The 24921-nt window shown below is 56.1% G+C and carries 24 protein-coding genes and 1 other RNA gene; 8 read left to right on the forward strand and 17 right to left on the reverse strand.

All coding sequences use genetic code 11. From position 1 onward, the window contains the following. Nucleotides 1-2 precede the first annotated feature (2 nt). The 5 genes from mrdA to PUV54_RS02480 all read right to left on the reverse strand — a co-directional run bounded on the left by mrdA (nucleotide 3) and on the right by PUV54_RS02480 (nucleotide 5427). The gene (gene mrdA, locus PUV54_RS02460) at nucleotides 3-1946 is read right to left on the reverse strand and encodes a penicillin-binding protein 2 (protein ID WP_274493937.1); all 1944 of its coding nucleotides are present in this window, start codon (nucleotides 1944-1946) and stop codon (nucleotides 3-5) included. Nucleotides 1947-1949: 3 nt separating this feature from the next. Next, nucleotides 1950-2462 carry a rod shape-determining protein MreD gene (locus PUV54_RS02465; RefSeq protein WP_274493938.1) on the reverse strand — a complete coding sequence of 171 codons (513 nt, stop codon included), beginning with the start codon at nucleotides 2460-2462 and terminating at the stop codon, nucleotides 1950-1952. A 3-nt stretch (nucleotides 2463-2465) separates the two neighbouring features. Then, entirely contained in the window at nucleotides 2466-3419 is a 954-nt protein-coding gene (gene mreC, locus PUV54_RS02470) for a rod shape-determining protein MreC (protein WP_274493939.1), read from the reverse strand. A 53-nt stretch (nucleotides 3420-3472) separates the two neighbouring features. Beyond that, nucleotides 3473-4513: a rod shape-determining protein gene (locus PUV54_RS02475; RefSeq protein ID WP_274493940.1), complete on the reverse strand. Its 1041-nt coding sequence runs from the start codon at nucleotides 4511-4513 to the stop codon at nucleotides 3473-3475. Nucleotides 4514-4659: 146 nt separating this feature from the next. After that, nucleotides 4660-5427, reverse strand: a complete 768-nt coding sequence (locus PUV54_RS02480) for a TVP38/TMEM64 family protein (RefSeq protein WP_274493942.1) — start codon at nucleotides 5425-5427, stop codon at nucleotides 4660-4662. A gap of 327 nt (nucleotides 5428-5754) precedes the next feature. Here PUV54_RS02480 and PUV54_RS02485 point away from each other — a divergent pair, with 327 nt between their 5' ends. Then, a complete protein-coding gene (locus PUV54_RS02485) occupies nucleotides 5755-6474 on the forward strand; it encodes a lysozyme (RefSeq protein ID WP_274493943.1) in 720 nt (239 codons plus the stop codon). Here the strand turns inward: PUV54_RS02485 and PUV54_RS02490 are convergent. Both PUV54_RS02490 and miaA read right to left on the reverse strand, forming a co-directional pair. Further along, nucleotides 6471-6920: a YybH family protein gene (locus PUV54_RS02490; RefSeq protein ID WP_274493944.1), complete on the reverse strand. Its 450-nt coding sequence runs from the start codon at nucleotides 6918-6920 to the stop codon at nucleotides 6471-6473. The genes PUV54_RS02485 and PUV54_RS02490 overlap by 4 nt on opposite strands. Nucleotides 6921-6993: 73 nt before the next feature. Next, a complete protein-coding gene (gene miaA, locus PUV54_RS02495) occupies nucleotides 6994-7902 on the reverse strand; it encodes a tRNA (adenosine(37)-N6)-dimethylallyltransferase MiaA (RefSeq protein ID WP_274493945.1) in 909 nt (302 codons plus the stop codon). Between the two features lie 18 nt (nucleotides 7903-7920). On the opposite strand from miaA, the gene serB reads away from it, so the two are divergent. Next, on the forward strand, nucleotides 7921-8805 hold the full coding sequence (serB, locus tag PUV54_RS02500; protein ID WP_274493946.1) for a phosphoserine phosphatase SerB: 885 nt from the start codon (nucleotides 7921-7923) through the stop codon (nucleotides 8803-8805). 2 nt (nucleotides 8806-8807) lie between these two features. Here the strand turns inward: serB and PUV54_RS02505 are convergent, their stop codons facing one another. The 3 genes from PUV54_RS02505 to hflK all read right to left on the reverse strand — a co-directional run bounded on the left by PUV54_RS02505 (nucleotide 8808) and on the right by hflK (nucleotide 12368). Continuing rightward, complete coding sequence (locus PUV54_RS02505) at nucleotides 8808-10193, reverse strand: Do family serine endopeptidase (protein WP_274493947.1); 1386 nt, start codon at nucleotides 10191-10193, stop codon at nucleotides 8808-8810. A 107-nt stretch (nucleotides 10194-10300) separates the two neighbouring features. After that, entirely contained in the window at nucleotides 10301-11173 is an 873-nt protein-coding gene (hflC, locus tag PUV54_RS02510) for a protease modulator HflC (protein WP_274493948.1), read from the reverse strand. 1 nt (nucleotide 11174) lies between these two features. After that, a complete protein-coding gene (gene hflK, locus PUV54_RS02515) occupies nucleotides 11175-12368 on the reverse strand; it encodes an FtsH protease activity modulator HflK (protein WP_274493951.1) in 1194 nt (397 codons plus the stop codon). Nucleotides 12369-12538: 170 nt separating this feature from the next. Between hflK and PUV54_RS02520 the strand changes: the two genes are divergently transcribed. After that, nucleotides 12539-13705: an Mrp/NBP35 family ATP-binding protein gene (locus tag PUV54_RS02520; RefSeq protein ID WP_274493952.1), complete on the forward strand. Its 1167-nt coding sequence runs from the start codon at nucleotides 12539-12541 to the stop codon at nucleotides 13703-13705. Here PUV54_RS02520 and PUV54_RS02525 read toward each other — a convergent pair whose 3' ends face one another. From PUV54_RS02525 to PUV54_RS02535, 3 genes are all read right to left on the reverse strand, one after another. Continuing rightward, entirely contained in the window at nucleotides 13706-14863 is a 1158-nt protein-coding gene (locus PUV54_RS02525) for a YybH family protein (protein WP_274493953.1), read from the reverse strand. A 157-nt stretch (nucleotides 14864-15020) separates the two neighbouring features. After that, complete coding sequence (locus PUV54_RS02530) at nucleotides 15021-15563, reverse strand: dihydrofolate reductase (protein ID WP_274493954.1); 543 nt, start codon at nucleotides 15561-15563, stop codon at nucleotides 15021-15023. After that, nucleotides 15563-16357: a thymidylate synthase gene (locus PUV54_RS02535; protein ID WP_274493955.1), complete on the reverse strand. Its 795-nt coding sequence runs from the start codon at nucleotides 16355-16357 to the stop codon at nucleotides 15563-15565. Before PUV54_RS02535 ends, PUV54_RS02530 begins: the two co-directional genes overlap by 1 nt. Before the next feature lie 126 nt (nucleotides 16358-16483). On the opposite strand from PUV54_RS02535, the gene PUV54_RS02540 reads away from it, so the two are divergent. Continuing rightward, on the forward strand, nucleotides 16484-17905 hold the full coding sequence (locus PUV54_RS02540; protein ID WP_274493956.1) for a DUF4153 domain-containing protein: 1422 nt from the start codon (nucleotides 16484-16486) through the stop codon (nucleotides 17903-17905). A gap of 2 nt (nucleotides 17906-17907) precedes the next feature. Here the strand turns inward: PUV54_RS02540 and PUV54_RS02545 are convergent, their stop codons facing one another. Next, nucleotides 17908-18222 (reverse strand): helix-turn-helix domain-containing protein, encoded by a 315-nt coding sequence (locus tag PUV54_RS02545; protein ID WP_274493957.1) that lies wholly within the window; start codon nucleotides 18220-18222, stop codon nucleotides 17908-17910. A 30-nt stretch (nucleotides 18223-18252) separates the two neighbouring features. Between PUV54_RS02545 and ssrA the strand changes: the two genes are divergently transcribed. After that, nucleotides 18253-18623, forward strand: a transfer-messenger RNA (tmRNA) gene (ssrA, locus tag PUV54_RS02550). A gap of 66 nt (nucleotides 18624-18689) precedes the next feature. Here ssrA and PUV54_RS02555 read toward each other — a convergent pair. Both PUV54_RS02555 and PUV54_RS02560 read right to left on the reverse strand, forming a co-directional pair. After that, nucleotides 18690-19838, reverse strand: a complete 1149-nt coding sequence (locus tag PUV54_RS02555; protein ID WP_274493958.1) for a Rossmann-fold NAD(P)-binding domain-containing protein — start codon at nucleotides 19836-19838, stop codon at nucleotides 18690-18692. Nucleotides 19839-19964: 126 nt separating this feature from the next. After that, the gene (locus PUV54_RS02560; RefSeq protein ID WP_274493959.1) at nucleotides 19965-20804 is read right to left on the reverse strand and encodes a LytR/AlgR family response regulator transcription factor; all 840 of its coding nucleotides are present in this window, start codon (nucleotides 20802-20804) and stop codon (nucleotides 19965-19967) included. A 160-nt stretch (nucleotides 20805-20964) separates the two neighbouring features. Between PUV54_RS02560 and PUV54_RS02565 the strand changes: the two genes are divergently transcribed. Further along, nucleotides 20965-21504 carry an SspB family protein gene (locus PUV54_RS02565; protein WP_274493960.1) on the forward strand — a complete coding sequence of 180 codons (540 nt, stop codon included), beginning with the start codon at nucleotides 20965-20967 and terminating at the stop codon, nucleotides 21502-21504. Between the two features lies 1 nt (nucleotide 21505). Here the strand turns inward: PUV54_RS02565 and PUV54_RS02570 are convergent, their stop codons facing one another. Then, the gene (locus PUV54_RS02570) at nucleotides 21506-22930 is read right to left on the reverse strand and encodes a DNA recombination protein RmuC (protein WP_274493961.1); all 1425 of its coding nucleotides are present in this window, start codon (nucleotides 22928-22930) and stop codon (nucleotides 21506-21508) included. 186 nt (nucleotides 22931-23116) lie between these two features. Here PUV54_RS02570 and fumC point away from each other — a divergent pair, with 186 nt between their 5' ends. Together fumC and PUV54_RS02580 are read left to right on the forward strand one after the other, a co-directional pair. Then, nucleotides 23117-24508 (forward strand): class II fumarate hydratase, encoded by a 1392-nt coding sequence (fumC, locus tag PUV54_RS02575; protein ID WP_274493962.1) that lies wholly within the window; start codon nucleotides 23117-23119, stop codon nucleotides 24506-24508. A 155-nt stretch (nucleotides 24509-24663) separates the two neighbouring features. Then, the gene (locus PUV54_RS02580; RefSeq protein WP_274493963.1) at nucleotides 24664-24885 is read left to right on the forward strand and encodes a hypothetical protein; all 222 of its coding nucleotides are present in this window, start codon (nucleotides 24664-24666) and stop codon (nucleotides 24883-24885) included. The last annotated feature ends 36 nt before the right edge of the window (nucleotides 24886-24921 follow it).

The following is a 24921-nucleotide window of genomic DNA, read 5'->3' on the forward strand; positions in this document are numbered from 1 at the left end:
GCCTAGCCTTCCCGCGTTGTCGATGCGCGCGCCAGCGTGCGCGGGTCGAGCGGCGTTTTTGAGGCTGGGTCTTTTTCAGCGACGGCGCGCATGATGTCGCGCGCTTTCGGGCCCGCCATGCGGGCGCCGCCAATGCCGTGTTCAACCACCACAGCACAGGCGTAGCGCGGATTTTCATACGGCATGTAAGAGACAAAGAGTGCATGGTCGCGACGGCCCCACGGCAGGTCTTCCGGTTCCGAAAGCCCGCGAGCACGGTCTTCAGCGGTAATCTGATAAACTTGGCTGGTTCCCGTTTTACCGGCCATCTGCCATTCGGGATCTTCAAGACGCGACCGCGCGGCCGTGCCATATTCGTTAGTCACGGCGTTCATGCCGGCGCGCACGACATCGAGATATTTGTGATCAATATCAATCAACGGCGCTTGCGGCGCGGGCGGCACAATCTCGCCAACTGCACGCAACAACCGCGGACGCACAGCGCGGCCAGTGGCGACGCGTGACGCCATCACTGCAAGCTGCAACGGCGTTGACGTCACATATCCTTGCCCAATGATGCAAGAGAGCGTTTCACCCTGGAACCATGACTGGTTTTCGGGGTTGCCGGCGAAATATTGCCGCTTCCAGTCACGGTCCGGCACAACGCCTTTTTGCTGGCCGGAAATGCCAAGCTCATAGGTTTGCCCCAGGCCGAATTTGCGCGCCGTATCGGCCAGCAAATCGATATCGAGGGTTTTGGCGATCTCATAATAAAAGACGTCGCAGGAATGTTTGAGCGAGCCTTTCATATCGACATTGCCGTGTCCGCCGCGTTTCCAGCAGTGGAAATAACGGTTGCCGTACCAGATCCTGCCAGGACAGTAGGCGGTTTGCGACGGCCTGACGCCAGCGCGCTGCGCCGCGATGGCGGAAATCATTTTGAAAGTGGACCCCGGCGGATAGACGCCGGATAAAGGTTTGTTCAACAGCGGCTTGAACGGGCTTTGGTTGAGATCACGCCATAGATCAGGATCAATACCAACGTTGAAATCGTTCGGGTTAAACGCAGGCGTCGAGGCCAGGACAAGAATATCACCAGTGATCACATCCATGACGACGGCGGCGGCGCTCTGCGTTGGCGGTTCGATGCCTTCAGCCGGTTCCGCCAACACTTCCATTGCATGGGTCTGAAGTTCCGCGTCGATCGTCAGCGCCAGGGTTTTGCCTTGCACGGGCGCTACGGCCGAGTCGGCGAGTTCTTCGATTACGCGGCCATGAGCGTTGATCTTGACGTTCATGGCGCCAGCGCCGCCGCGAAGCTCGCTCTCGTATGTCCGCTCCAGCCCTTCCCTGCCGACTTTAAAGCCGGGCTGACGAAGCAGCACACGATCAGCATCGGTTTCCTGTTCAGCAAGGTCGCGTTCAGTGACGGCGCCAACGTAACCGATAACGAAAGCAGAGCCCGACCCGATCGGGTAGTCTCGCGTCTCACCCACGTCAGGAAGCACGCCGCCAAGATGCGGCAACTGGAAATTGATTTTCGAAAAATCTTCCCAGGAAAGATTGTCGGCAATCTGAATCGGCGTGAACGCGCCGCGGCGTCGAATTTCGCGCATGATGCGTGCGCGCCGTTCTTCGCTGATGGGCGTGATTTCCGAAATCTTGTCGAGCGCGGCGTCTACGTCACGCGCTTGTTCGGGCACCAGCAGCACCCGAAAATTCTTGCGGTTTGAAGCTAGCGGCACGCCGAAGCGGTCGACAATCTCGCCGCGCAACGGCGTCAGGATGCGGCGATTGAACTGGTTTTCCTGAGCGAGATCGAGATATTTCTGATGATCGGCGACCTGTAACTGATAGAGCCGCGCCGTCACACCAGCGAACAACAACCCAACGCCGCCGCCAAACAATACCGTACGGCGGCTGACGACTTCCTGACGTTCCGGATCATGGTGACCAAACCGCGACATCAGTTACGCCTCCACCAGTACCCGGCGGTGCAGCTCGCCGAAAACGATACCGAATACAGGGTAGATGAAAATCGTCGCCAGCAATTGCAACGCTAACGCCGTCATGGGCAACAACACGCCTGACATCAAACTCATTACGAGCCAGAGAATAATCCCTGCAAGGCTCGAGGCCAAGGCAAAACCAATCCAAACAACTTTTTGTTCGCGTCCCAAAAAGTACGCGCGCTGTGAAAGCACGATGAATTGCGTAACAAGGTAAACTGCAGGCCACAAACCCAGCGGCCCACCCGTTAACAGGTCCTGTAAAAGTCCGATCAAAAAGACGCTGACCGAGGGCATGTAGTCTGGGCCGTAGACCGACCAGAAAAAAACGATAACCAGCGGGATGATTGGCGTCGGCACGGCGCCTTCGAACAACCGTATCGGCGCGGCCAGCATCAACACACCGAGAACGCCCAGAATGGTCGGCGCCATCGCCCGCATCAAACGAAGAAGGTTTTCCGCACGATAGCCCATGGTCTAGCCTTCCGCCGGAGCCGGGGCATCGCCGTCCAGCGCTTCTTCTGCGGCTTCGTCCGTCACAGGATCGACTTCAGGAAAAGCGTAATTGATGACCCGCACCATGCGCGTGCGGGCATAATTTGCATAAAGATCAACAATGATTTCGCCGCGCGCCTCACCGCTCACCACGCCCACAGGCAACCCGCGCGGAAGGACGCCGCCGGCGCCTGAAGTAAGAACGCGTTGTCCCATGGCCGTTTCGGCTTCGTCGGCGCTTTCGGTAAAACTGATAGCCGGACGCGCACGCGTATTGCCGACGAGAATGCCTTCTACGTCCGCACCTTCCACATAAACAGGAATGCGGCTTTGAATATCAGTCAGCAACAACACCCTCGAAGCGCCATTGCCAGCCTCCACGATACGGCCGATGAGGCCGTTGTTGTCCACAACGGCATGGCCGACTTCCACATTGTTGGTGCGGCCGGCATTGACAATCATTGATCGTGCGAACGCATCATTCGCCTCGCCAATGACAAAGGCGTTGATCGGCTGCGCGTTTGGCGGAGCCTGATAGCCCTCTAGCGCTTCATAACTCGCGACAACTTCGCGCAGTTGCAGCGCTTCGACCATCCACTGACGGAGCTCGGCGTTTTCCTCGCGCAGCGCCTTGTTCTGTTCCATCACATTGAAATAGTCGGTGACGGAGCCAGCCATATTATTGAAGGCGTTTATGGGACCCGCAAACAGGGTAAGCACCGGCGACGCGGCGTCCATGACGCCTTCGCGGGCTTTTTTGAAAACCGAGGCCTGGGCGGAATAAAGGCTCGACAACAGCAGTAGCACCGAGACGAGCATGAGCAGGACCAGATTGAAGCGGGAATGCGCTTTACGCCCCAGCCCTTCGCGACGATCCTGACCTAAAAATTCCATACTCCACGAAGTAAATCCGTTGGCGCGCGGCGTCCAGATCACACCGCGCCTTATTTGAAGGCGCGAATCGCGCCCTGTCTCAATTTAGCACGAAGCTAGATGGCGGAGGAGAGAACGCCCCGCATCGCCTTGGTGTTTTCAAGCGCCGCCCCGGTGCCGAGCGCCACACAGGAAAGCGGGTCGTCAGCCACAGAGACCGGCAGGCCGGTTTCGTCGCGCAGTACCTGATCGAGATTTTTGAGAAGCGCCCCGCCCCCGGTGAGCATGATGCCCGTATCGACAATGTCTGCGGCCAGTTCCGGCGGCGTCGCTTCGAGAGCGACTTTCACCGCCTCGATGATCGAGCTGACCGGTTCCGCCAAAGCTTCGGCCACCTGAGCCTCGCCAATGCGCACCTCTTTCGGCACGCCATGCATCAAATCGCGGCCTTTGATCTGAATTGTAGTGCCCGAACCTTCGGTCGGGATCATGGCCGAGCCCACTTCTTTTTTGATTCGCTCGGCAGACGCCTCGCCAATCAGCAAATTGTACATGCGCCGGATATAACCGACGATGGCGTCATCCATTTTGTCGCCGCCAACCCTGACTGAGCGTGAATACACAATGCCGCCGAGCGACAGAACAGCAACTTCCGTGGTGCCGCCGCCAATATCCACAACCATGGAGCCGGTCGGGTCAGTGACCGGAAGGCCGGCGCCGATCGCGGCCGCCATAGGCTCTTCGATAAGATCAACCTTGCGCGCGCCCGCTGACAGCGCCGATTCCTGGATCGCACGGCGCTCAACCGCTGTGGCGCCTGACGGCACACAAACAACGATGCGCGGCGATGCAAAAGAGCGGCGATTGTGCACTTTCTTGATGAAGTGCTTGATCATCGCTTCAGCGACTTCGAAGTCGGCGATGACGCCATCGCGCATCGGCCGGATCGCTTCGATTTCACCCGGGGTTCTGCCCAGCATTTCCTTGGCTTCGTTACCAACCGCGCGGACAAGCTTGCGCCCGCCCCGTGTTTCGATGGCGACGACAGAAGGCTCGTTCAAAACGATGCCGCGGCCTTTGACGTAAACAAGCGTGTTGGCCGTGCCGAGGTCGATGGCCATATCCGCGGAAAGCATACCGAACAGTGTCGAAAGCATTTTTAGCTTTTCCCTCTAGGTGAGTACTTACATTCAGCCACCGTGTTTATCCTTAATGGGTTCCTAAATCGTCAACAAACGCGGATTTTGAAAGCTTTTGGCGGATCGCGTCTTTACTCCTTAGCAAGATTCTTCGCCGGCGCCCGTCAATTCTCCTGACGGCGCAGACGGCGATATAACCAGCGCACAAACACCAAAAAGGCGAGCCACAAGGCGATAATGCCAGCAACAAGCGCAAGATCGCGCGGTTCGCGGCTGGTGAAAAACTCTACGACGCCCCCCATGTCAGTCCGAACAGCCTCGGGATCATGGGTGACCGCCATCAGCGCCGCCACCATGACGATTTTCGGAATGATGCCGATGCCGGTGCCGGTCCAGTATTTCCACATCGGAATATGCGCAGCGCCAGCCGCCGCGTTGACCACGACAAATGGCGCCGATGGCACCACGCGAATTAGCCCGCTCGCCAGAATGCCGTGACGGCCGATAAAATTTATCGTGCGTTGCACCCGGTCGGTGCCAAAACGGCGCAGCCACCGGCCCCCGAGGAAATGCCCAAGTCCAAATGTCAGCGTCGCGCTCGCCATTGTTGCGATCCACGAATATATCGCGCCGTTTTTTGGTCCGAAAACGATCACCGTCGCCGTAATCAGCAAAATCTGCGGAAAGCCTGTAAGCGCAAGAAACGCGAAAATTGAAATGACGCCAAATACAGCGAAGGGAGATTCAGCGGCCTGCGCGAGGAGCGCATTTAACTTGTCCTCATTTTCCTGCTCAAGATGAAACCATTGCTGCCCATAAGCCAGCATCAGCACAACAAAAATCAGAAGAATGACGGACACCGCGAGCGAGGTAATCGCCTTTGCATCCATGGCGTTCAGGAAGCGCCCTAAACGGCGTAAAAACTCAAACATACTTTCCCGCGGTTCCCGCATTACGCTGAACCGGCCGCTTTTTTCGCTTCCCCAAGCCTTAAAGCGAATCCGGCGCGCTAACCCGGTAAACCGCATCAGCGCCGACCATACCCGGAACGCCAGACACCCCCCGGTTTACCCCGGCGTTTTCCGGATGTCGTCCTAACGCTCCGCCTGCCCAAAGGCAATCACCCCGGCAACATCAAGAAACATAAGGCCTTTCCCACTTTATTTGCGCCTCTCCCATAAAAAAGCCAGTATACATAGCTGTGGATAACCGAGGCGCCTTCGGGGGGCGAGCTTCGGCGGGGTATTGGGGATTTGATCATGCGGATGCGGCTGATCTTCTGGATCATTATTTTCGCGCTGGGTGCGCTTGTGGGCGATCGCTACGGCATGCCGGGCATTGTCCGGAACGCGGCTGACGGCGGGTTCTCCTATGTTGAAAGCTGGTTTGGCCGTTTGGGGGAACCGATCCCCGAAGCTGAAGAGAGCGCCGCTGAGAATGAGACCGACGTTTCACCGAACCAGGAAGAACCTGACCAGTCTGATGGGGACGCAACATCGTCTGAAAATGAGGCCCAGGCGCCATCCGGCTCACTCGCCGATAATGCAAACCTGCGCATCAACGCAGAAGGGTTGCAGATAATCAAGGAGAGCGAGGGCCTTCGCCTTGAAGCATATAATTTGGGCGGCCAATGGCTGATCGGTTACGGCCATTCCCGCACGGCGCGCGCCGGCATGACCATCACCGAATCTGAAGCCGAACAGTTGTTGCGCGAGGACGTCCGCGATTCAGAAGACGCGGTAAAGCGCATGGTCGAAGTACCGGTGAATGAAAATCAGTTTTCTGCAATGGTGTCGCTCGCCTACAATTTGGGTTCCGGCGGGTTTTCACGTACGACCGTCCTTGAGCGGATCAATCAGGGCGATTACCAGGGCGCTGCCGACGGATTTCTCAACCACAACAGGGCTGGCGGGCAAGTGAACGAGCACCTCACCCACCGCCGTGAAAAAGAACGCGAACTGTTTCTGAAACCTGCCTAAGGCGTTTCCGGCTCAGGGTTTGAGTTGCCGATATCGGCGACGAATTTCCATTCGCCGTTTTCCTTGCGCCATATGGAGATATATTTTCCGTGGCTTACTTTCTCGCCCTCGTCGCCCGGCGAGGTTGATACGTAACGGCCCCAGGTAAATCCGAAATCATCGGACGACGACGCCATGCCGGCTTGCGGGAACCACTCAAGTGTTGCGCCATCCGTCCAGCCGGAAAACCGTTCAATCAGCTTATCGCGTCCCTGATAGGGCTGGCCGCCATCAGGGAACATCATGACGTCATCGGCGGCGTAGGCGGCAAAGGCCGCGGGCACGCTTTCTTCCTGCGCCATGGCGGAAAAAGCCCGGTCGACGGCGATCATCTCTTCCACGGCGTCCGCCCAAGCTGGCGATATTGCAACAACGCCGGCGAAAAGACTGGCGATTAATTTCTTCATCAAAGCCTCCCTTGCAGATGGTTTCATGTACAGGAAACAGACGGACAAGGATCGCGGATTTCGGCAAACCGTTCTAAATGTCCGACGTAATTTGCTTCACAATTTCGTCAGCGTTGCCCGCACGCGGCCAGCCCGCCGCCTGATTGCGGAACCATGTGAGTTGGCGTTTTGCAAAACGCCGCGTCGATTGTTGAAGCGTCGCCAAAGCTTCCTCGCGCGTAATCTCACTTGAAAAAAACGCTGCAATTTCAGGCACGCCCAGGGCCTTCATCACCGGCAAAGACGGATCGAGGCCGCGTTCGATGAGCGACTTCACTTCTTCAATGGCGCCCTCAGACAGCATTTGCGCTGCGCGCTGATCGCAGCGTGCATAAAGCGTTTCGCGTGATGGTTCGATAACAACTCTCGACGAAACATTTGAAAGGAACGGCTCACGGGGAAGCTCCTGGTAGTAGGAAAGCGGTTTACCGGTCGCTTCAAACACTTCCCAGGCCCGAACCAGCCGTTGCGTGTCTCCTTCTGGTAAACGCGCCATGACCGGGTCATTTGCAATGACCTCTTCGCGGAACGCCGCCGGGCCGATGTCTTCACGTCGTTTTTTTGCGGCTTCGCGGATTTCGATGGGGACATCAGGGATGGGCGACAACCCCTCCTCCAGCGACCGAAAGTAAAGTCCGGTGCCGCCGACGATGATTGCAGTGCCGCCGCGTGCATGAATGTCAGTTATCGCGGTGACCGCCATCTGCGCCCAGCGGCCGGCCGAACAACGTTCAGCGCCGTCGAGAACGCCGTAGAGATGGTGTTGAGCCAGGCGCTCGTCGCCTGATGAAGGGCGCGCAGTCACAATCCGCAAATCGGCATAGACCTGCATGGCGTCAGCGTTGACGATTTCGCCGCCAGTCTGCTGCGCCAGCGTCAGCGCCGCGGCGGACTTGCCCGAGGCCGTAGGCCCTGCAATAAAGATGACGCCTGCGTCGTTCATGAGGTCGTCCGTACCCGTATGACTTACATTCTTTCCGTCATTGCCGATCCGGAAAATCCGGTTATCGACCAATCGCTTCTCGACCGGCTGACTGAGGCCGTCAAGGGCACTACGGCGCGCACGCTGGCGCAGGGCATCGCCTATGATATTGGCTTGGCGAACATGCCGGAAACAGGCTCGTTCAAGGAAGCTTCAGCCATCGCGGCCGAGGCTGGTGTCGATCTCAACCTTATCGGCGTCAGCGGCAGGCGCAAAAAGCTGCTGATCGCCGATATGGATTCGACCATCATCGAACAGGAATGCATCGATGAACTCGCCGAATATGCCGGCAAGCGCGCCGAAATATCAGACATCACTGAACGCGCCATGCGCGGCGAGCTGGACTTTGAAGCAGCACTAAAAGAACGCGTCGCGATGCTTGAAGGCCTGTCAACTGATGTTCTAGAAGAGGCGTTCAAACACCGCATCACCCTGACGCCTGGCGCACGCAGGCTTGTTCAGACTATGAACGAAGTCGGCGCCGTCACCGCACTCGTTTCGGGCGGTTTTACGTTTTTTACATCACGTGTAGCGGAACAAACCGGCTTTCAGGTGACGCAAGCCAACGAGCTGTTAATCGAAGATGAAAAACTTACCGGCGCTGTCGGCGAACCAATTCTTGGGCGGGCGGCTAAAGAAGACGCGCTTGTTCGGCTTGCGGAAACCAATAACATCGAACTGCATGAAACGCTGGCTGTCGGCGACGGCGCCAACGATCTCTCCATGCTGGGTCGTGCGGGACTGGGGGTCGCCTTCCGCGCCAAGCCAGCCGTCGCGAAAGCCGCACACGCGCGCATCAGCCATGGCGACCTGACAGCGCTATTATACCTTCAGGGTATTCCGCAGTCGGAATTTATTGACTGACCTTAAGGCCGCAGGCTTTCGTAGAACAACAAGTCGCCGCGTTGCACGTAAATCTGCACAGGTCCGCTGTTGAGGTTGCGCAACTTGCCTAATTTATCGACAGCCGTGTTTGGACGCGTAACGCGCTCCCAGCCGATTTCGAGAATGACGTCGCCGGGCTGCAGGACAATCGCCGCCGCACTTTCCGGGTCAACAGCCGTCACCACCACCCCTTGCACATTGGCAGGCAGGCCAAACGCCTGGCGTAATTCCTCGGTTGGCTCCTGCAAGGTCAAACCGGAGCCTTGCGCCGCATTCGCAGGCAAGACGCCGCCCGGGTTGGCCGCAAGCATACGGGTTTCGCGACGATCGATCCGTACCTGGACGGTGACCCGGCGCGTGTCGCGCAGAACTGTCATCGGCACTGTCCGACCGATTGGCGTGTCGGCCACGGCGCGGGTCAGGTCGCGCACATTCTCAATTTCCCGGCGATTGAACTCAAGGATAACGTCATTAGGCAAAAGCCCCGCGTCTGACGCCGGGCTGTTCGGACGCACGACCGTGACAACGGCGCCTTTCGGCGCACGCAGACGCAACGTCGCCGCCAGTTCCGGCGTAACATCGTCGATAGAAACGCCAAGCCAGCCACGGCGCGTTTCGCCGAATTCCATCAGTTGCGTCACTACCGTTTCTGCAAGATCGGCAGGCACGGCGAAACCAACACCAACCGAACCGCCAGTTTGAGAGTAAATCGCGGTGTTGACGCCAACCACCTGACCGTTGAGGTCAAACAGGGGACCGCCCGAGTTGCCGCGATTTATCGCAGCATCAGTCTGAATAAAGTCATCATACTGACCGGAATTAATGTCGCGATTGCGCGCCGACACGATACCAACCGTAACAGTGCCGCCAAGGCCAAACGGATTACCGATGGCAATAACCCAGTCACCAACACGGGCGACATCGGAATTACCAAACTCCACATGTGGAAACCGGACGCCGGCGCCGTCAAGTTGCAAAACTGCGAGGTCTGTTTCGCGGTCGGTCCCGATCAATGTCGCGGCGAATTCACGACCGTCATTCAAAGTAACAGTGATGTCGTCAGCGTTGTCGATGACGTGATTGTTGGTCACGACGACGCCGGAAGCATCTATGATAAAACCCGACCCGAGCGAAACAGCCGGCTGGTTGAATTTGCGCTGCAGAGGAGACAATTGCGCCGCGCCGCTGGCGCCGCGCTGGGCGGTCGAGATGTTCACCACCGCTGGCGTTAGGTCTTCTGCGAGATCGGCGAAACTGTCAGGCGCATTGCGCGCCTCCGCCGCCGTCAATCCAGCATCCGCCGCGACCAGACATCCGACCGCGAACGCGCCAGCCAGAACACCCATCAATCCACCGGTTTGAGCCATAACCGCCCCTTAATCTTCCCCGAACTGAAAACTACCGCCTTCAGGTTAACCCAAAGCCGACAAACGGCAAATGGCTGATGCGATGGACGGCCATCAAATTCAGATTACTAGCGCCGCCCTTCTAAGTTGTTGAAGTAACGGAAGAATTCGCTGTCCGGCGAAAGCAGAATTGTAGTCTCGCCATCCTGAAGCGCCTCTTCGTAGGCAAGAAGCGAGCGATAGAAGGCGAAAAACTCCTGATCCTTGTTGTAGGCGGACGCGAATATGGCGTTTCGTTCGGCGTCTGCGGCGCCGCGAATTTTCTGCGCTTCTTCTTCCGCCTCAGCTTTAATTTCAATCACCTGACGGTCGGCTTGCGCGCGGATCTGGTTTGCCTGCTCGTTGCCTTCGGAACGGTATTGCTGAGCGAGCTGACGGCGTTCGGCGATCATTCGTTGGAAGACCGCTTCCGAGTTTGTTTGAGGCAAGTCGGCGCGCCGAATTTTTACGTCAACGATTTCAACGCCAAGAGGGCGAGCGGATGCTGTTAATTGTTCCTGAATGCGCCCCATTAACTCGCTGCGCCGTTCGGAAATAATTTCATCAACCGTTACCGAACCCAGCACAGCTCGTAATGAGTCATTAAGCTGGCTGCTGAGACGTTCCTCACCCCTAAGTTCAGTGCGCACTGATTGATAAAATAAAAGCGGATCAATAATCTTGTAACGCGCAAAAGCATCAACGATCAGTCTTTCCTGGTTGCGCGCAATAATTTCAGTTTGCTCCTGCTCAAGATGCCGGTTGCGCCGATCAATGAAATTGACGCTTTCCGCAAACGGCACTTTGAATTTAAGGCCAGCTTCCGCATACTGACTTTTCGGTTCACCAAACCGGAAGACAAGCGCGGAGTGTGTTTCCGGCACAATGAAAGCAGAATTCAAAAGCACCACCAAGCCGACAAGAACAACGACTCCAATAAAAGGGAGCGGTAATTTACTCATCTTAATTGTCTCCCTGTTGACGATTAGACTGTTGCTGGCGTCGATTTAACTGATCCAGCGGCAAATACGGCACGACGCCTGATCCAGCCCCTTCCTCGATTATGATTTTGTCCATATCACCAAGCACGCGCTCAACTGTTTCCAGATACATGCGCTGGCGCGTGACTTCTGGCGCCTGCGCATACTCCGAATAAATCTCGTTGAAGCGCGCCGCTGCGCCCCGCGCGTTTGCGGTTCGCTCAGACGCATAAGCGCGAGCTTCCTCGAGGATACGCTGGGCCTCGCCTCGTGCTTCCGGTACGACCTGGTTGGTGTACTGACGCGCCTGCTGAATGACTGTCGCCTGGTTCTGCTCGGCTGCCTGAACATCGCGGAAGGCTTCATTAACGTCATTGGTCGGCGGCTCGGCGAGTGTCAGGTTCACACGCTCGACCTGGATGCCAGCCAGATAAGAGTCCAACGCACTTTGCATCAGCGCTTGAGTTTGAGAAGCGACCTCGGTGCGACCATCGGTTTGTACATAGTCAAGTGTGTTTTTACCTACGACTTCGCGCATTGCTGCTTCGCCAGTCATGCGCACAAGCGACTCAGGATCGTCAATATTAAAGGTGAACTGCGCGACGCCGGGCATATCTTCACCCTGCTCGGGGACGAGCGCCGATTTAATACGCCACTGCACGGTGAATGCGATGTCAACAATGTTCTTATCGCCGGTCAGCATGAGGCCCTCCGGCAACTGCCCAGAGCGGCGACCAGTTGCAGGAATTTGCATATCCTGAAGCGACAAGACAGGTTGTTTTCTTACATTTTGCACCGGCATCGGCACATGCCAGTGCAAGCCAGGCCCTTTGACATCTGAATAGTCGCCAAATGTCGTGACAACTGCGAGTTCTTCAGGGGCTACCTGATAGATGCCGCTGGCGCCCCATAGCAACAAAAGCGCGCCGCCGATCATTCCGGCTGTGCCTTTATTCAACTGAAATCCGCCGCCGCCTGAGCCGCCGCCGCGCCCGCCTTTCGGGAAGGCGCGCTTCAACCGCTGGCGTGACGCCTGAAGGAGGTCTTCAAGATCGGGCGGCTCATTCCTGCCGCCGCCATTATTGTTGGACCCGCCATTGTTGCCGCGGGGCGGTTGTCCCCATGGTCCGCGGCCGCCACCGCCGCCGCGATTACCGGAATTATCCTGCCAGGGCATTCAAAGCCTCACTTGTCTGATTTTTTGCTCCCGCGCGGCCGTGTCGCGCAGATGAGCGGTTGGAACCTATGACCGCCCGTATATATGTTACGCGGGGCCCGGCGCAACGCGCCCAGCGTCTTTTTAGTGCGCTTTTTGAGCGCTTTTTTAAATGATTTCAAAGGCCAACCGTGAGCAATCCCCTAATTCTTCGCGTGCGCTCGGCTCTTGCCGGGATTGATAATCCCAAAACAGGACGCAACATCATCGCCGACGGCATGATCCACGGCCTCGGCGCTGATGACGAAGGCCGTGTGCGTTTCACCCTGGTTTTTGATGAGAGCGCTGACCGTGAAGAAGCTGAGGTGCTGCTTACGCAAGCCAAAAAAGCCGCCGGCGCGCTTGAGGGCGTTTCAGCAGTCACCGCCGTTGCTACAGCCCACGGATCGGCGAAACCCTCACAGGGCCGTCATTCGCCGGTATCTCAGCAGTCGCGGCATTCGCCATCATCTCAGCAATCACGGCATTCGCCGCAGGCAACTGCAAGCGCTCATGAAAATCCCTTTGGATTGAAAAACAAACCGCGCGTCGAAGCCGCCGCCGAAACCCTCTCCGGCGTCAAATCGATTATCGCCGTCGCTTCGGGCAAGGGCGGCGTCGGCAAATCCACGGTCGCCGCCAATCTCGCCGTGGCGCTCGCCGCGTCGGGCCTGCAAACCGGTTTGCTGGACGCAGATATTTACGGCCCGTCTGCGCCGACGCTTTTCGGCATCAAGGACAAGCCCGCCATGAAAGACGGCAAGATCCAGCCGCGCGAAGCCTATGGCGTTAAAATCATGTCCATCGGCATGCTGATCGATCCCGAACAGGCGATCGCCTGGCGCGGCCCCATGGTGATGGGCGCGGTGCGCCAGCTCATGAGCGATGTGGACTGGGGCGATCTTGATGTGATGATCATCGACACGCCTCCCGGCACCGGCGACACGCATTTATCGCTCATACAATCGAAACGCCTCACCGGCGCGGTGATTGTGTCGACACCACAGGAAATGGCCCTCGCCGACATGCGCCGCGGCGTTTCGCTATTCAGGCAAACCGAAACGCCAGTGATCGGCGTCATCGAAAACATGGCCTGGCTCGAACTTCCGGGCGGCGAACGGCAATATCTGTTTGGCGAGGGCGGCGCGAAAAAAGCCGCTGAAACGATTGGCGCGCCGTTTCTCGGCGCGATCCCGCTCTATCCCGAATTACGCCAAGCCTCGGACGACGGCCTGCCGCTCGCGGCGCGCGATCATCCGGGGGCGGATGTATTTAAGGATTTGGCGGCTCAAATCAGCAAGGCTGCGCGCTCACACTGACTAATCAGCCTGATCCGAACTCGTATGATCGTGCACAATCCGCCAGGCGCCATTGTCGCGCCGCATCACCAGCGAAAAGACGCCGCTTGATGCTTCACCATTTTGCGCGTGATTAAACCGGCCCGTCACAACCGCCACATCATCGGTTACAAGCTTTGTCTCCAGACGGTCGAAGCTGAGTTGCCCCAGCCCCTGCCCGCCAGCGTAGCGATCGCGATAGCGTTTCATGGTCGCTGACCAGCCGCGTGTGATCTCGTTGCCCGCAACGAATTTCAGGTCATCGCTTTTCCAATACCCCTCCATAAAGGCGTCCAGATCGCCCTCGTTCCACGCTGCAGCTTGCGCCTGCAATCTCGCGCGGATGATTTCGCCCGGCGTTCTGAGCGTGGACCGTGTATCATTGGAACTTTGCGTCTGCGCTGCGGGCGCTGTTTGGGCCGGGGGTGTTTCTTGCGCTGATGCTTGCGTCACCTGAACCGCCGGGCGCGGGGCATCCGGGTCGGCGCCGGTGAGCCGGCCAACCGGTGACGGTTGCGGCCCCGTTTGCGGCGTTTGTGTCGCTTGCGCCACCAAAACGGCGGGACCTGTCGCCGGCTGTTCGGCAGACCGTTCCTCGATGGACGGCTGCTCGATAGCAGGTTGGGCCAGAATTTTGTTCATTTCATCTTCGAGCGCATCTTCGCTTTCGTCGACTGGTTCAATGGATTCAGCCGGCGCCGGCTGAAACACCACAGGTTGCGGCGCCGTTGCTTGCTGTTGAACTTCTGGCGCCGGTTCAGGCTCAGCGCTTGCAACACGCTGCGCCTCGACCACAAAGTCGCTTTGCTGATTGTTATCAGGCGTTTGGTTTTGCGCTCTCAACGCCGGGCGTTGCGGAGAACAGTTAAACCCCGCGGAGGATAATCTCTGCACCATCGCCCGCGCCTTTTCATTGCAAAACGTGTCAGAGTTATCTGCATGATAAGGAACGGAAACATTGTCTGCACTGCGCGTATAGCGCACGTCACAACTCTGACCGACTTCGCCAGGCGCAATCACTGCGATGGTCCGTGCATCGCCGCCGCGCGTACATGTCGTTTCAAACGCCGTCGATTGCGCCTGCGCTGTCGCCATGGCGGCTGTTGAAACTGCTATGATGGAAACAGCTCGTTTCATCATATTCCCCTTCCTCATCTCATACGTCCGGAGCGAATCACGTCCTTGCCCGCTTCCTGGAAACCTTAACGCATGGCGCAAGGCGATTGGAGCGTTTAGCGATGGCTGCATTAACAATATCCGCTGAAGGATAAACGCGGCGTCGCCAAAATCGTTAAAATCAAAGGCGTTTGGCCCGGATTCGGGACTTGCGGTCCAGTATGAAAAATTCGCAAGCATACTCGTTATGCGTGTTTTTCTCTCCCGAACCGGCTCGTGTTTCCGCCCAATCGCGCGAATCAATTTCAGGGAAGACGGTATCGCCCTCAATTTCCACATCTACGCGTGTCAGATATATCCGGTCCGCCCGCGACAACGCCTGCGCATATATTTCGCCGCCGCCGATAACGCAAAGCTCGTCAGCGCCGGCGACATCTGCGCAATGACGCGCCAGTTTAATGGCGCTGTCGAGGCTACGCGCAATATAGGTTTTCTCTCCTGCGAAATCTGACGAACGGGTCACAACGATATTGTCCCTGCCCGGAAGCGCCCTGCCGATAGAATCAAATGTCTTGCGCCCCATGACCATCGGTTTTCCCATGGTCATGGATTTGAACCATTTGAAATCATCGGAGATGCGCCAGATAAGATCGCCGCCGGCGCCAATGACATGATTGCGTGACGCGGCCGCTACGAGCGTTATTTTGACAGGGCTGTCATCCACTAAACGGCCACCGGCGCCTTGATATGCGCCTGCGCCTCGTAATTTTCAAATGCTATGTCGTCATAGGTAAAATCGAAAACGCTGCGGATATCCGGATTAAGCCGCAACGAGGGTAAAGTCCCGGGCGTACGCGTTAGTTGCTTTTGTGCTTGTTCCACATGGTTCGAATATAAATGCGCATCGCCGAGCGTGTGAACAAAATCGCCTGGCGACAGTCCACAGGCCTGCGCCATTATCGCCGTCAACAAAGCGTAAGATGCTATGTTAAACGGCACGCCGAGAAAAACATCGCCGGAACGCTGGTAAAGCTGACAGGAAAGTTTGCCGTCCGCCACAAAAAACTGGAACAGACAGTGACAGGGCGCCAGCGCCATCTTGTCGATGTCAGCCGGGTTCCAGGCGGTCACAATCAGACGCCGCGAGGCCGGGTTTGTTTGAATTTCGTTCACGACCCATTTGATCTGATCGATCGTTTGTCCGTCCGGCGCGGCCCATGATCGCCACTGTTTGCCATAGACGGGACCAAGCTCGCCATTTTCATCCGCCCACTCGTCCCATATCGAAACGCCGTTTTCCTTCAGATAGCGAATGTTGGTATCGCCGGCGAGGAACCACAATAATTCGTGCACGATGGATTTCGTATGCAGCTTTTTGGTGGTGAGAAGCGGGAACCCCTCGCTCAGATCAAACCGCATCTGGTGACCAAAGACGGCGCGCGTGCCGACACCCGTACGGTCCAGGCGGCTATCGCCATCATTGAGCACGCGCTCCAGCAAATCGAGATATTGACGCATCGGTTACTCGCGAATCGGAAGTTTCAAACCCAGTCTAGCGGGGCGTGCAGGCCGATATGGAAGCTTTTTTCCACAGCTACACTCGTGCTAACATAGGCGCTCGGGGCAACGAAAACGAGGGATGGCATGGGGAACGCCGCAGACAGCGCACTTGAGCGCTCGGGGAAAGGTCTTGCGCTGCCCGGGCTGATCATTGGCCTTCTCACCGGTCTCGCGGTTTACGGGATTGTCGAATACTGGATCGACGGGCGTGACGACAATCCGCTGGCCGTCACGGTCCTGTTTTTTGTCGTCACAATGTCGGCGGCGTATCTGCTGATGGCGGAAGCTGGGGCATTCATTAAAGCGCTCGGCGGGGCGATTATTGTCGCCGTTCTGCTCGCATGGCCCGATTACTTCATGGCCGGGATCGCAGCAAATGAAACAAACAACCTTTCAGAGTTCCCCACCCTTGCCTGGTTTCTCGTCAGTCGCGGGCTCGCCGGTTATCTGCTCGTCACGTTGATCAAGGCAAGCCTCGAAAGCGGCGCGCCTCCGTCATACCGGCATGTTTTCTTTCACGGCGTAACGCTGCCCCTTATCGCGGCTGGCGCTAAATTATTTGCGCTGCTTGCTGTCGTCCTGCTGTTCACCTGGGCGCGCTTGCTGAAAGAACTGGACGTCAGCTTCTTCAATGAATTTTTTCAAAAGCCCTGGTTTCTGTTGCCGTTTATGGGAGCCATCGGCGGGCTGTCGATTGCGTTGATGCGCGGGCAGCAATCCGTGCTTGGCGCCCTGCGTTTTGTGCTGCTGCTCTTGTGCCGGATGTTGATGGTGATCACAGCGGTTTTCACCATCACATTGCTTATCGTCATTGCGTTGAAGGGCGTCGTACTGGTGTTCGACCGGCCCTATCCCAGCGTCTGGATGATGGTGCTTGCGCTTTACGGCATGCTGATTTTCAATGGCGTTTATCAAAATGGCGAAGGCGGACCGCCGCCGCTTTGGCTGCGCTTGGCGACATTGATCACACTGGTTGGCTTTCCCGTTTACGTCTGGCTCGCATTCTACGCCTTCTGGATTCGCATCGAGGATTACGGCCTGACCCCGCCGCGCATCGCTGGCCTCGCCGTCAACGGACTTATCGCCGCCTACGCTGTGGTTTGCGTCGCGGGCCTGATGACTGAGCTTAACTGGCGGGGCAAAAAGTGGATGCCATTAGTTGGCCCGTTAAACACCATGATGGCGGGAATATGGATCATCGTCGCCATCGCGCTGGCGACGCCGCTCGTCAATCCGTGGGAAATGAGCGCCAAAAGCCAATACGAGCGCGTCGCCGAAGAACGCACCAATATCGAAGACTTCGACTTTGGTTATATGCGTTTTAAACTCGGCAAATACGGCGATCGCATGCTGGAAAAGATGTTGACGCTTAACGATCATCCTGAAATCGAGGCGATCCGCGCCGGGGTTAAACGCGCGCGCTCGGCGAAAAGTTATTGGGAATATCAAAATCCCGGAATCTTGCCCGCCCGGATTGAACGGCCGGAATCGGAATCCCAGAACTGAAATCAGTCTTTCTTTTCAAGCATATGAATTTTGCGGCTTGGGCCGTTGTAATCCTCAACCCCTTGCGAGAGCGCGTAGCACGCCAGCCTGACCGCGCGCGGGATTTTCACCTCGTCGCCGTCACGTTCGCCTTTTTCGTAATACTGGATCATTCGGCGTTTCAAACCGAGAAGGTGGGCCGCATCCTTCTGGGACAAGCCCAGCGTTTTGCGCCATTTCTTAAAATCGCCGGCATCCATGTGCATCGCCCAGTCGACCTCCGCACTAAGTGCGTCGTAAAGCGCCAATACTGTATGGATGTAACAGAATCTTGACATTAGGCCGGATTTTTTCACCCCCGGACCCGAGGACTTTAAAAATTTACCCCCAGCCCTTATATCTATGGTGTTCGCGCAAGCGGACTATGGCGATAAATGACGCGTGAAATAAGCGTATCGGACCCGGGGGCGGTACCCGGCGGCTCCACCAAATCCCTTCGGCGGCGATCCGCCAGGAGGGCCTTGACGGGGCCGAACTAGGATCGACGAGCGTGTAAAGACGATGTTTTCGCCCGGTTTGCCTCCGTTATTTGGCTAAATTTGAATAGTTGCTAATGACAACCATTCGGAAGAGTTCGCTCTCGCTGCGTAACGCAGTGCGAGAAACTCGCTTTAAAGCCCTAGCCCCTTTCCAAGGCTAGGCGGGGTTTTGGGAGCACCTGGCAACAGAAGCTCCCTCTTTCTTTTGGGTTTGCGGGCCTTCGCCCGCTGGCCGGCGCATGGCGCCAGAATGATAGACTTTTACCTCAATGCCCCAAAGCCGCTAAAATCTCCGCTTCCCGGTTGGATGGCAACATGCCGTATTCTGCAGTTGCCTCAGCGAATCTGAATTCGTCATTTGGATATCGCCGGAAGTAGCCCTCAAGCATCGAAGCGGCGCTCGCGCTTAAAGATCGATTTGCGAATCCGGCGCTGAAAGCTTTCTCGGAACTAAAATGATAACGCCCTTCAGGCTCGTCACTCCACAATGGCAATGCGCCGTCGCCAGATTTCACTCCGAACTCGGCCAACTCATTTTGAGACGTCCAAATTAACTCTGCATCACTTTGTGTCAGGTCTTTAATAGCTGTAAGATAATCAATTAATCGAAACGGTCTCGACATGACATTATAAGGACCAGACAGCTCTTTTTCTGCACACGTCACCAGAAATCGACACAATGAAATGATATCTGTAAATTGCGCCAAAGTCTGACCGTCTTCAGGCGCCAGCACTTTGCCGCCACGCCAAATTCTAATGGGCCAGTATGGCTCGTCCCTTGGTAATGGAATTCTTTCGCCACGCATCCCATGCGATCTGAAAATCCCGACATTTCCGTCAAAGTTTTCCTGCAGAACTTTCTCCGCCAATGTCTTACGCAGGAAATAAACCTGCTCGTGGGGCTTTCTGTTAATGGGATGGCCTTCCAGGTCGGATAATCGCGCATCTTCTTTCGTGCCACGAACGCGAAACGCCGTGTTGTGATAAACGGCAATAGAAGAAATATAAAAATACGCGCCGGCATGGCCGCTCAATAACTTTGCCGTATCCTCCACGCATTTCGGGCCTTTTTGCCAGGTGTCGATGACAACGTCCCAGTCGCGTCCGCGCAGCGCGCTGAGATCTGGATCGCCATGATCTTCCTCGCGGTCGCCGCGTAGACGTTCAAGATATTTGAACATATGCGGGTTGGTGATCCCGCGATTGAAAAGAGTGACGTCATGACCGGTATCGAGAAACGTTTCGACAATCGCCGGTCCGAGGAAACCGGTCCCCCCGAGCATCAGAACTTTCAGCGGTTTTGTCGATGTCTTGGAGAACCCTGCCCCTTGTGCGGCAACCGGTTTTGAGCCTTGCCCCAATACCGATCCCGCCGCGGCAACACCCGCAGCGTTCAAAAAATTTCGTCGATGCATAGATACGGCCTTCCTCGCTGATAAATAACTTTATTATCAGGAAAGATAGAGCCGCAGGCATGATCAAGGCGTTTGTGACGAACTGTCCGGGTGCGGGGATGAACTGTCCCGAGCCTGTCAGGCGTTTTAATTATTCTGCGATCGCACCCAGTCGGCAAACGCATTTTCCAGCGCTGATTTATAATTGCGGCTTACGGGCAAAGTCGATCCATCGATAAATTGAACGGCGCCCCCCTTCGGTTTCGCCGCTTTTACCTCGCGCAGATGAGCCAGATTGACCACGTGCTTTCGGCTGATGCGATAAAACCCATGGTCCTTGAGCTTGCTTTCCATTGCCTTAAGTGTCGTTCGCTCGAGGTGCTCAGCTTCACCGGTTCGCAAGGCAACATAATTGCCCGCCGCCTCAGCGTAGCGGATATCGCAAACATTCAAACGCCGAACGCCGTTCGTATCGTTTACCAACAACCAAGATGATACTAGGGGATGAGGCGTAGCATTCGATAAAGCATCGCCAGCAGCATTCTTATCCGTTTCATTGAATCTCGCCGTCCCAATGCCGGCAAGGCCGATTAAAAAACCCGCCAAAATTCCTTGTGGATATCGCTTCATCACCAGGTGAAGCACGTCGTCAACAAAAGGTTGGCCAATTGTTCCGTCGATTGACCAATAAAAAAGCACCACCAGTATTGGATGGATAATCACAGAGCCAAATACGACAAAACCGATATAAAACAGCTTGATTCCCGGCGAGTTTTCGCCTGCCCGGATCAAATAACGCCTATACGCATAGATGAAAGCACACGCTAAAACGCACCAAACGAAACCATCGCCAATACCCCACTTGATAGCATGCGACCAGTCGGCGCCGTAATAGAACCGAAAGTGCGTCACCAGCACGGCGGCAGCGGCAAGCCAAATTACGCCTATCCAGGCAGGGCCGTAAAACCTTCGAGTTTGATAAGACATTCCAACGTTACATTGACACTTGTTCTACCAAGCCTAGCGTTAGGTTCGCGCCAATCAACCAAATTTTGGAAAATTCCCGCTAACGGCTACTGAAGCTGGCGCATTGTGAACAACGCCGTTAAAAGAACCTTCAGTCATAATACGAAAAGGTGGCGCCCCCGTGAGTGAAGACATAGAGCTTGATTACAGCGAGCTTATTCAGGAAGCCCAGAAAAAGGCTTACCGGTTTTTGATGCGCGATGTGTTGAACATTGTCGCTGAGATCGGCGACGCGCCGGGCGAACATCATTTCTTCATCGAATTCGGAACCGAAGCGCCGGGCGTGGTCATTCCTGATCACCTGAAAGAACAATATCCAGAATTGATGACCATCGTGCTGCAGCACCAGTTTGAGGACCTCACCGTTTCCGATGACGGTTTCGGCGTCACGCTGTGGTTCAAAGGCAAGGAATCGCGTCTCGAAATTCCATATGACGCAGTAACGCAATTCGCTGACCCCAGCGCCCAATTCGGCATACGGTTTGACGCACAGGCAGCACCCGAAAACGAAGAGGCAGAGCAAGACGAAAAGCCGGCTGATGAAAAAGGTGATCAGGACAATTCAGCAGAGTCGGCATCAGAGGCAAGCGACGAAGAAAGCGCAGAAAAAGAAAATGACGGCGCCGATGTCGTCAGCCTGGACGCATTCCGGAAGAAGTAAATTACTCCGCCGCTGTTCGCTTCAACGTGTGCACGGCTTCTTCGTCTGAGGTCGCAGTCGTTTCTTGCGACAGAAAGGGCGTTTCATCCGCGTCAAGATATTCTTGTGGTATCGTCTTGTTCGCCTCGCCGCCCATGGATTTCAGTTTTTCAACCTGCCCGACAATATTGCCGCGCCCGGTTGAAAGTTTCTTGAGCGCGCCATCATAAGCCGCTTCAGCTTGACGCAAGCGATCGCCAATTTCGCTCATATCACCAAGGAAGCCGACAAATTTGTCGTAGAGCTTACCGGCGCGAGAAGCGATTTCGGCAGCGTTTTGATTTTGCCGCTCTACACGCCAGATGGCGGCGACAGTTTTAAGTGCGATGGTGAGTGTTGTCGGCGTGGCGATGGCGACCTTGTTGTCAGCAGCGAAAAACCCGAGCTCGCCGTCATGCTGTAGCGCGGCGCCAAGCGCCGCCTCGATCGGAACAAACATAATGACGAAGTCGAGCTTGCCGCCAGCGCGTGAGTGATATTCCTTACCGGCCAGCGTTTTAATGTGATTTTTTACAGACGCCGCGTGCCCAGTCAGCCGCGCCTTTCGTTCAGTCTCCTCCTCCGCATTGACGAAACCTTCGAAATCCTGAAGAGAAACTTTTGCGTCGATGATAATGCGTTCGCCGTTTGGCAGATTGATAATGTAATCGGTGCGGACGCGCTTGCCGTCTTCGCCCGTATGGCTTTCCTGACTTGTATACTCCTCACCTTCGCGCAGTCCCGAACGCTGGAGGATTGTTTCGAGGATCATCTCTCCCCAGGCGCCCTGCATCTGCACTTTGCCTTTCAGGGCGCGGGTCAGGTTTTCCGTTTCTTTCGACATCTTCGCAGACTGTTCGCTTAACAAACGAATTTGTTCTTTCAGCGCAGAATGCTGAGTCAGGCTTTCTTTGTGAGACGCGACAACGCCTTTCTCAAACTCCTCAATCTTGGTTTTCAAGGGAGAAAGGAGCTGGCCGATTTGTTCGTGGTTCTGCGTTTTGAACGTTTCGCTCTGCGACTGCATGAGCTTGCCGGCGACTTCCTTAAACTCCAGCGCCATCTGATCTTTTGCATCGCGCAGGTCTTTCAACCGCGCTTCAAGCGCTTCAAGTTCCGCAACATCCTTCACAACACGCCGGTCGAGAGCGTCGCGTTCTTCGGTGATCGCTTTAATCTGTTGTGTCTGGCTTCGCGCCTCCTCCGTCATACGTTCAACTTCTGATTTCGCATGGCGAAGGTCCGCGGCGGCGGCGGCAAGATCCAATTGCAGCTTCGCGTTCTCACTTCGCAACGTCTCCAAATCGGCTGCGCTCTTGTCTGACGGTTTGAAAAACCGCAGCGCGATGAAGCCGGCCGCAATGGCGGCGATAAAAACGACAACTCCGGTGATGAGAATTTCCGGCATAAAGAGAAACCTGAGCAAAGAGAACAAAACGGGAATATCACATTGTTCTCTCTCAATGTCGACCCGCGCGACACACGAGTTTTCAACAGGAAAACGGCTATGCCCGCTGGTGACGGCCCTGATGGCGCGTGCTAAGGCCCGCGCGAACATCCCGCCCGATTCCTACATTCAAAAAGAGCAATAGCGATGACGAAAACCCGCACCGAATCCGACAGTTTTGGCAACCTCACCGTACCGGCAGACAAATATTACGGCGCCCAGTCGGCGCGGTCGCTGATCAACTTTCCCATCGGCGATGAAACCATGTCGGCGCCGCTGGTTCGCGCCCTCGGCATCGTCAAGCTCAGCGCTGCGCGGACCAACATGGCGCTGAAATCAATACCAAAGAAAACCGGCAAGGCGGTTGAAAAGGCTGCACGAGAAGTCGCCGAAGGCAAGCTGAACGACCACTTCCCGCTTTCGGTCTGGCAGACGGGTTCGGGCACGCAGTCAAACATGAACACCAACGAAGTCGTCGCCAACCGCGCCATCGAAATTCTTGGCGGCGTCATCGGTTCGAAAGACCCTGTGCATCCAAACGACCATGTGAACATGAGCCAGTCGTCGAACGATACGTTCCCGACAGCGATGCACATCGCAGCAGCGGAAGAAATCGTTCACACGCTCATTCCCGCGCTGGAACATCTGCACGGCAAGCTCGCAACGAAACAAAAAGCCTTCGCGAAGATCATCAAGATCGGGCGCACCCATTTGCAGGATGCAACACCGGTAACGCTTGGTCAGGAATTTTCCGGCTACGCCGCTATGGTCAAGAACGGGATCAAACGCGTCAAAGCTGTGCTGCCCGCGCTTTACGCACTGGCGCAGGGCGGTACCGCTGTCGGCACCGGCGTCAATTCCAAAAAGGAATTCGCCAAGATGTTCGCGAGCGAAGTCGCCGAATACACGAAACTCCCCTTCGTCACGGCGCCGAACAAGTTCGAGGCGCTCGCCACCCATGACGCCATGGTTGAAGCGCATGGGGCGCTCAATGAAGTTGCGGTGAGCCTTTTCAAGATCGCTAATGACATCCGCCTGCTCGGCTCCGGTCCGCGTTCAGGGCTCGGCGAAATCTCGTTGCCGGAAAACGAGCCCGGTTCCTCAATCATGCCGGGCAAGGTGAACCCGACCCAGTGCGAAGCTTTGACCATGGTCTGCGCACAAGTGATGGGCAACAATGCAACGGTAAGTTTCGCCGGCAGTCAGGGGCACTTTGAACTCAATGTCTTCAAACCGGTAATCGCCTACAACACGCTGCAGTCGATCAGATTGCTTTCAGACTCAGCACGGAGCTTTACCGACAAATGCGTCGTCGGGATCGAAGCCAACGAAGCGCGCATCAAGTCGCTGATGGAACAATCACTGATGCTGGTGACGGCGCTGGCGCCTGAAATCGGTTACGACAACGCCACCAAGATCGCCAAAACGGCGCACAAAAACGGGACAACCCTGAAAGAAGAAGCCGTTAACCTTGGCTTCATCAGCGCCGCCGATTACGACCGTATTGTCCGCCCGGAAAAGATGATTGGCCCTAAATAACAAAGCCAAAACAACAAACTATAGGCTGCGGTTGGCCTGTGAAAAACTAAACCGCGCAACTGGACCGGTTCTTGCCTAACCTTGATGTGAACGCTTCCGCGATCCTCACACTGCGGCGGCGCATAGTATGATTTTGGGACAAGGACGGAATACCAATGTCTGACGCGAAACCAACCGAAAGCCAGCTCCGGCTCCTGCTCGCGCAATTCCTGTTTGCGCATGATGTAGATATCGAAACCCTTTATTCAGCCATGGGCACTGATCTTTCGAACGCCGATTCCGAAGCGGTTTCTCACATGGCGGGCATCATAGACGGCGTCACGCTGGCGACATCGAAAATCCGGGCGCACGGCCTCGACAACTGGGCCAAGAACTAAACTTTCCTCTTACTGCTTGCACTTTGCGCCCGAACC

The organism is Hyphococcus flavus (assembly GCF_028748065.1).
Classification (GTDB): domain Bacteria; phylum Pseudomonadota; class Alphaproteobacteria; order Caulobacterales; family Parvularculaceae; genus Hyphococcus; species Hyphococcus flavus.

Bases quoted from the DNA above. Each gene is read 5' to 3' on its own strand.
- PUV54_RS02580 (WP_274493963.1), top strand. From the start codon at position 24,664: ATGTCTGACGCGAAACCAACCGAAAGCCAGCTCCGGCTCCTGCTCGCG.
- PUV54_RS02485 (WP_274493943.1), top strand. From the start codon at position 5,755: ATGCGGATGCGGCTGATCTTCTGGATCATTATTTTCGCGCTGGGTGCG.
- serB (WP_274493946.1), top strand. From the start codon at position 7,921: ATGACTTACATTCTTTCCGTCATTGCCGATCCGGAAAATCCGGTTATC.
- hflK (WP_274493951.1), bottom strand. From the start codon at position 12,368: ATGCCCTGGCAGGATAATTCCGGTAATCGCGGCGGCGGTGGCGGCCGC.
- PUV54_RS02555 (WP_274493958.1), bottom strand. From the start codon at position 19,838: ATGCATCGACGAAATTTTTTGAACGCTGCGGGTGTTGCCGCGGCGGGA.
- PUV54_RS02465 (WP_274493938.1), bottom strand. From the start codon at position 2,462: ATGGGCTATCGTGCGGAAAACCTTCTTCGTTTGATGCGGGCGATGGCG.
- PUV54_RS02535 (WP_274493955.1), bottom strand. From the start codon at position 16,357: ATGCGTCAATATCTCGATTTGCTGGAGCGCGTGCTCAATGATGGCGAT.
- PUV54_RS02490 (WP_274493944.1), bottom strand. From the start codon at position 6,920: ATGAAGAAATTAATCGCCAGTCTTTTCGCCGGCGTTGTTGCAATATCG.
- PUV54_RS02570 (WP_274493961.1), bottom strand. From the start codon at position 22,930: ATGCCGGAAATTCTCATCACCGGAGTTGTCGTTTTTATCGCCGCCATT.
- PUV54_RS02475 (WP_274493940.1), bottom strand. From the start codon at position 4,513: ATGCTTTCGACACTGTTCGGTATGCTTTCCGCGGATATGGCCATCGAC.
- PUV54_RS02525 (WP_274493953.1), bottom strand. From the start codon at position 14,863: ATGATGAAACGAGCTGTTTCCATCATAGCAGTTTCAACAGCCGCCATG.
- PUV54_RS02545 (WP_274493957.1), bottom strand. From the start codon at position 18,222: ATGTCAAGATTCTGTTACATCCATACAGTATTGGCGCTTTACGACGCA.
- PUV54_RS02480 (WP_274493942.1), bottom strand. From the start codon at position 5,427: ATGTTTGAGTTTTTACGCCGTTTAGGGCGCTTCCTGAACGCCATGGAT.
- miaA (WP_274493945.1), bottom strand. From the start codon at position 7,902: ATGAACGACGCAGGCGTCATCTTTATTGCAGGGCCTACGGCCTCGGGC.
- PUV54_RS02540 (WP_274493956.1), top strand. From the start codon at position 16,484: ATGGGGAACGCCGCAGACAGCGCACTTGAGCGCTCGGGGAAAGGTCTT.
- hflC (WP_274493948.1), bottom strand. From the start codon at position 11,173: ATGAGTAAATTACCGCTCCCTTTTATTGGAGTCGTTGTTCTTGTCGGC.
- fumC (WP_274493962.1), top strand. From the start codon at position 23,117: ATGACGAAAACCCGCACCGAATCCGACAGTTTTGGCAACCTCACCGTA.
- mrdA (WP_274493937.1), bottom strand. From the start codon at position 1,946: ATGTCGCGGTTTGGTCACCATGATCCGGAACGTCAGGAAGTCGTCAGC.
- PUV54_RS02505 (WP_274493947.1), bottom strand. From the start codon at position 10,193: ATGGCTCAAACCGGTGGATTGATGGGTGTTCTGGCTGGCGCGTTCGCG.
- PUV54_RS02560 (WP_274493959.1), bottom strand. From the start codon at position 20,804: ATGTCTTATCAAACTCGAAGGTTTTACGGCCCTGCCTGGATAGGCGTA.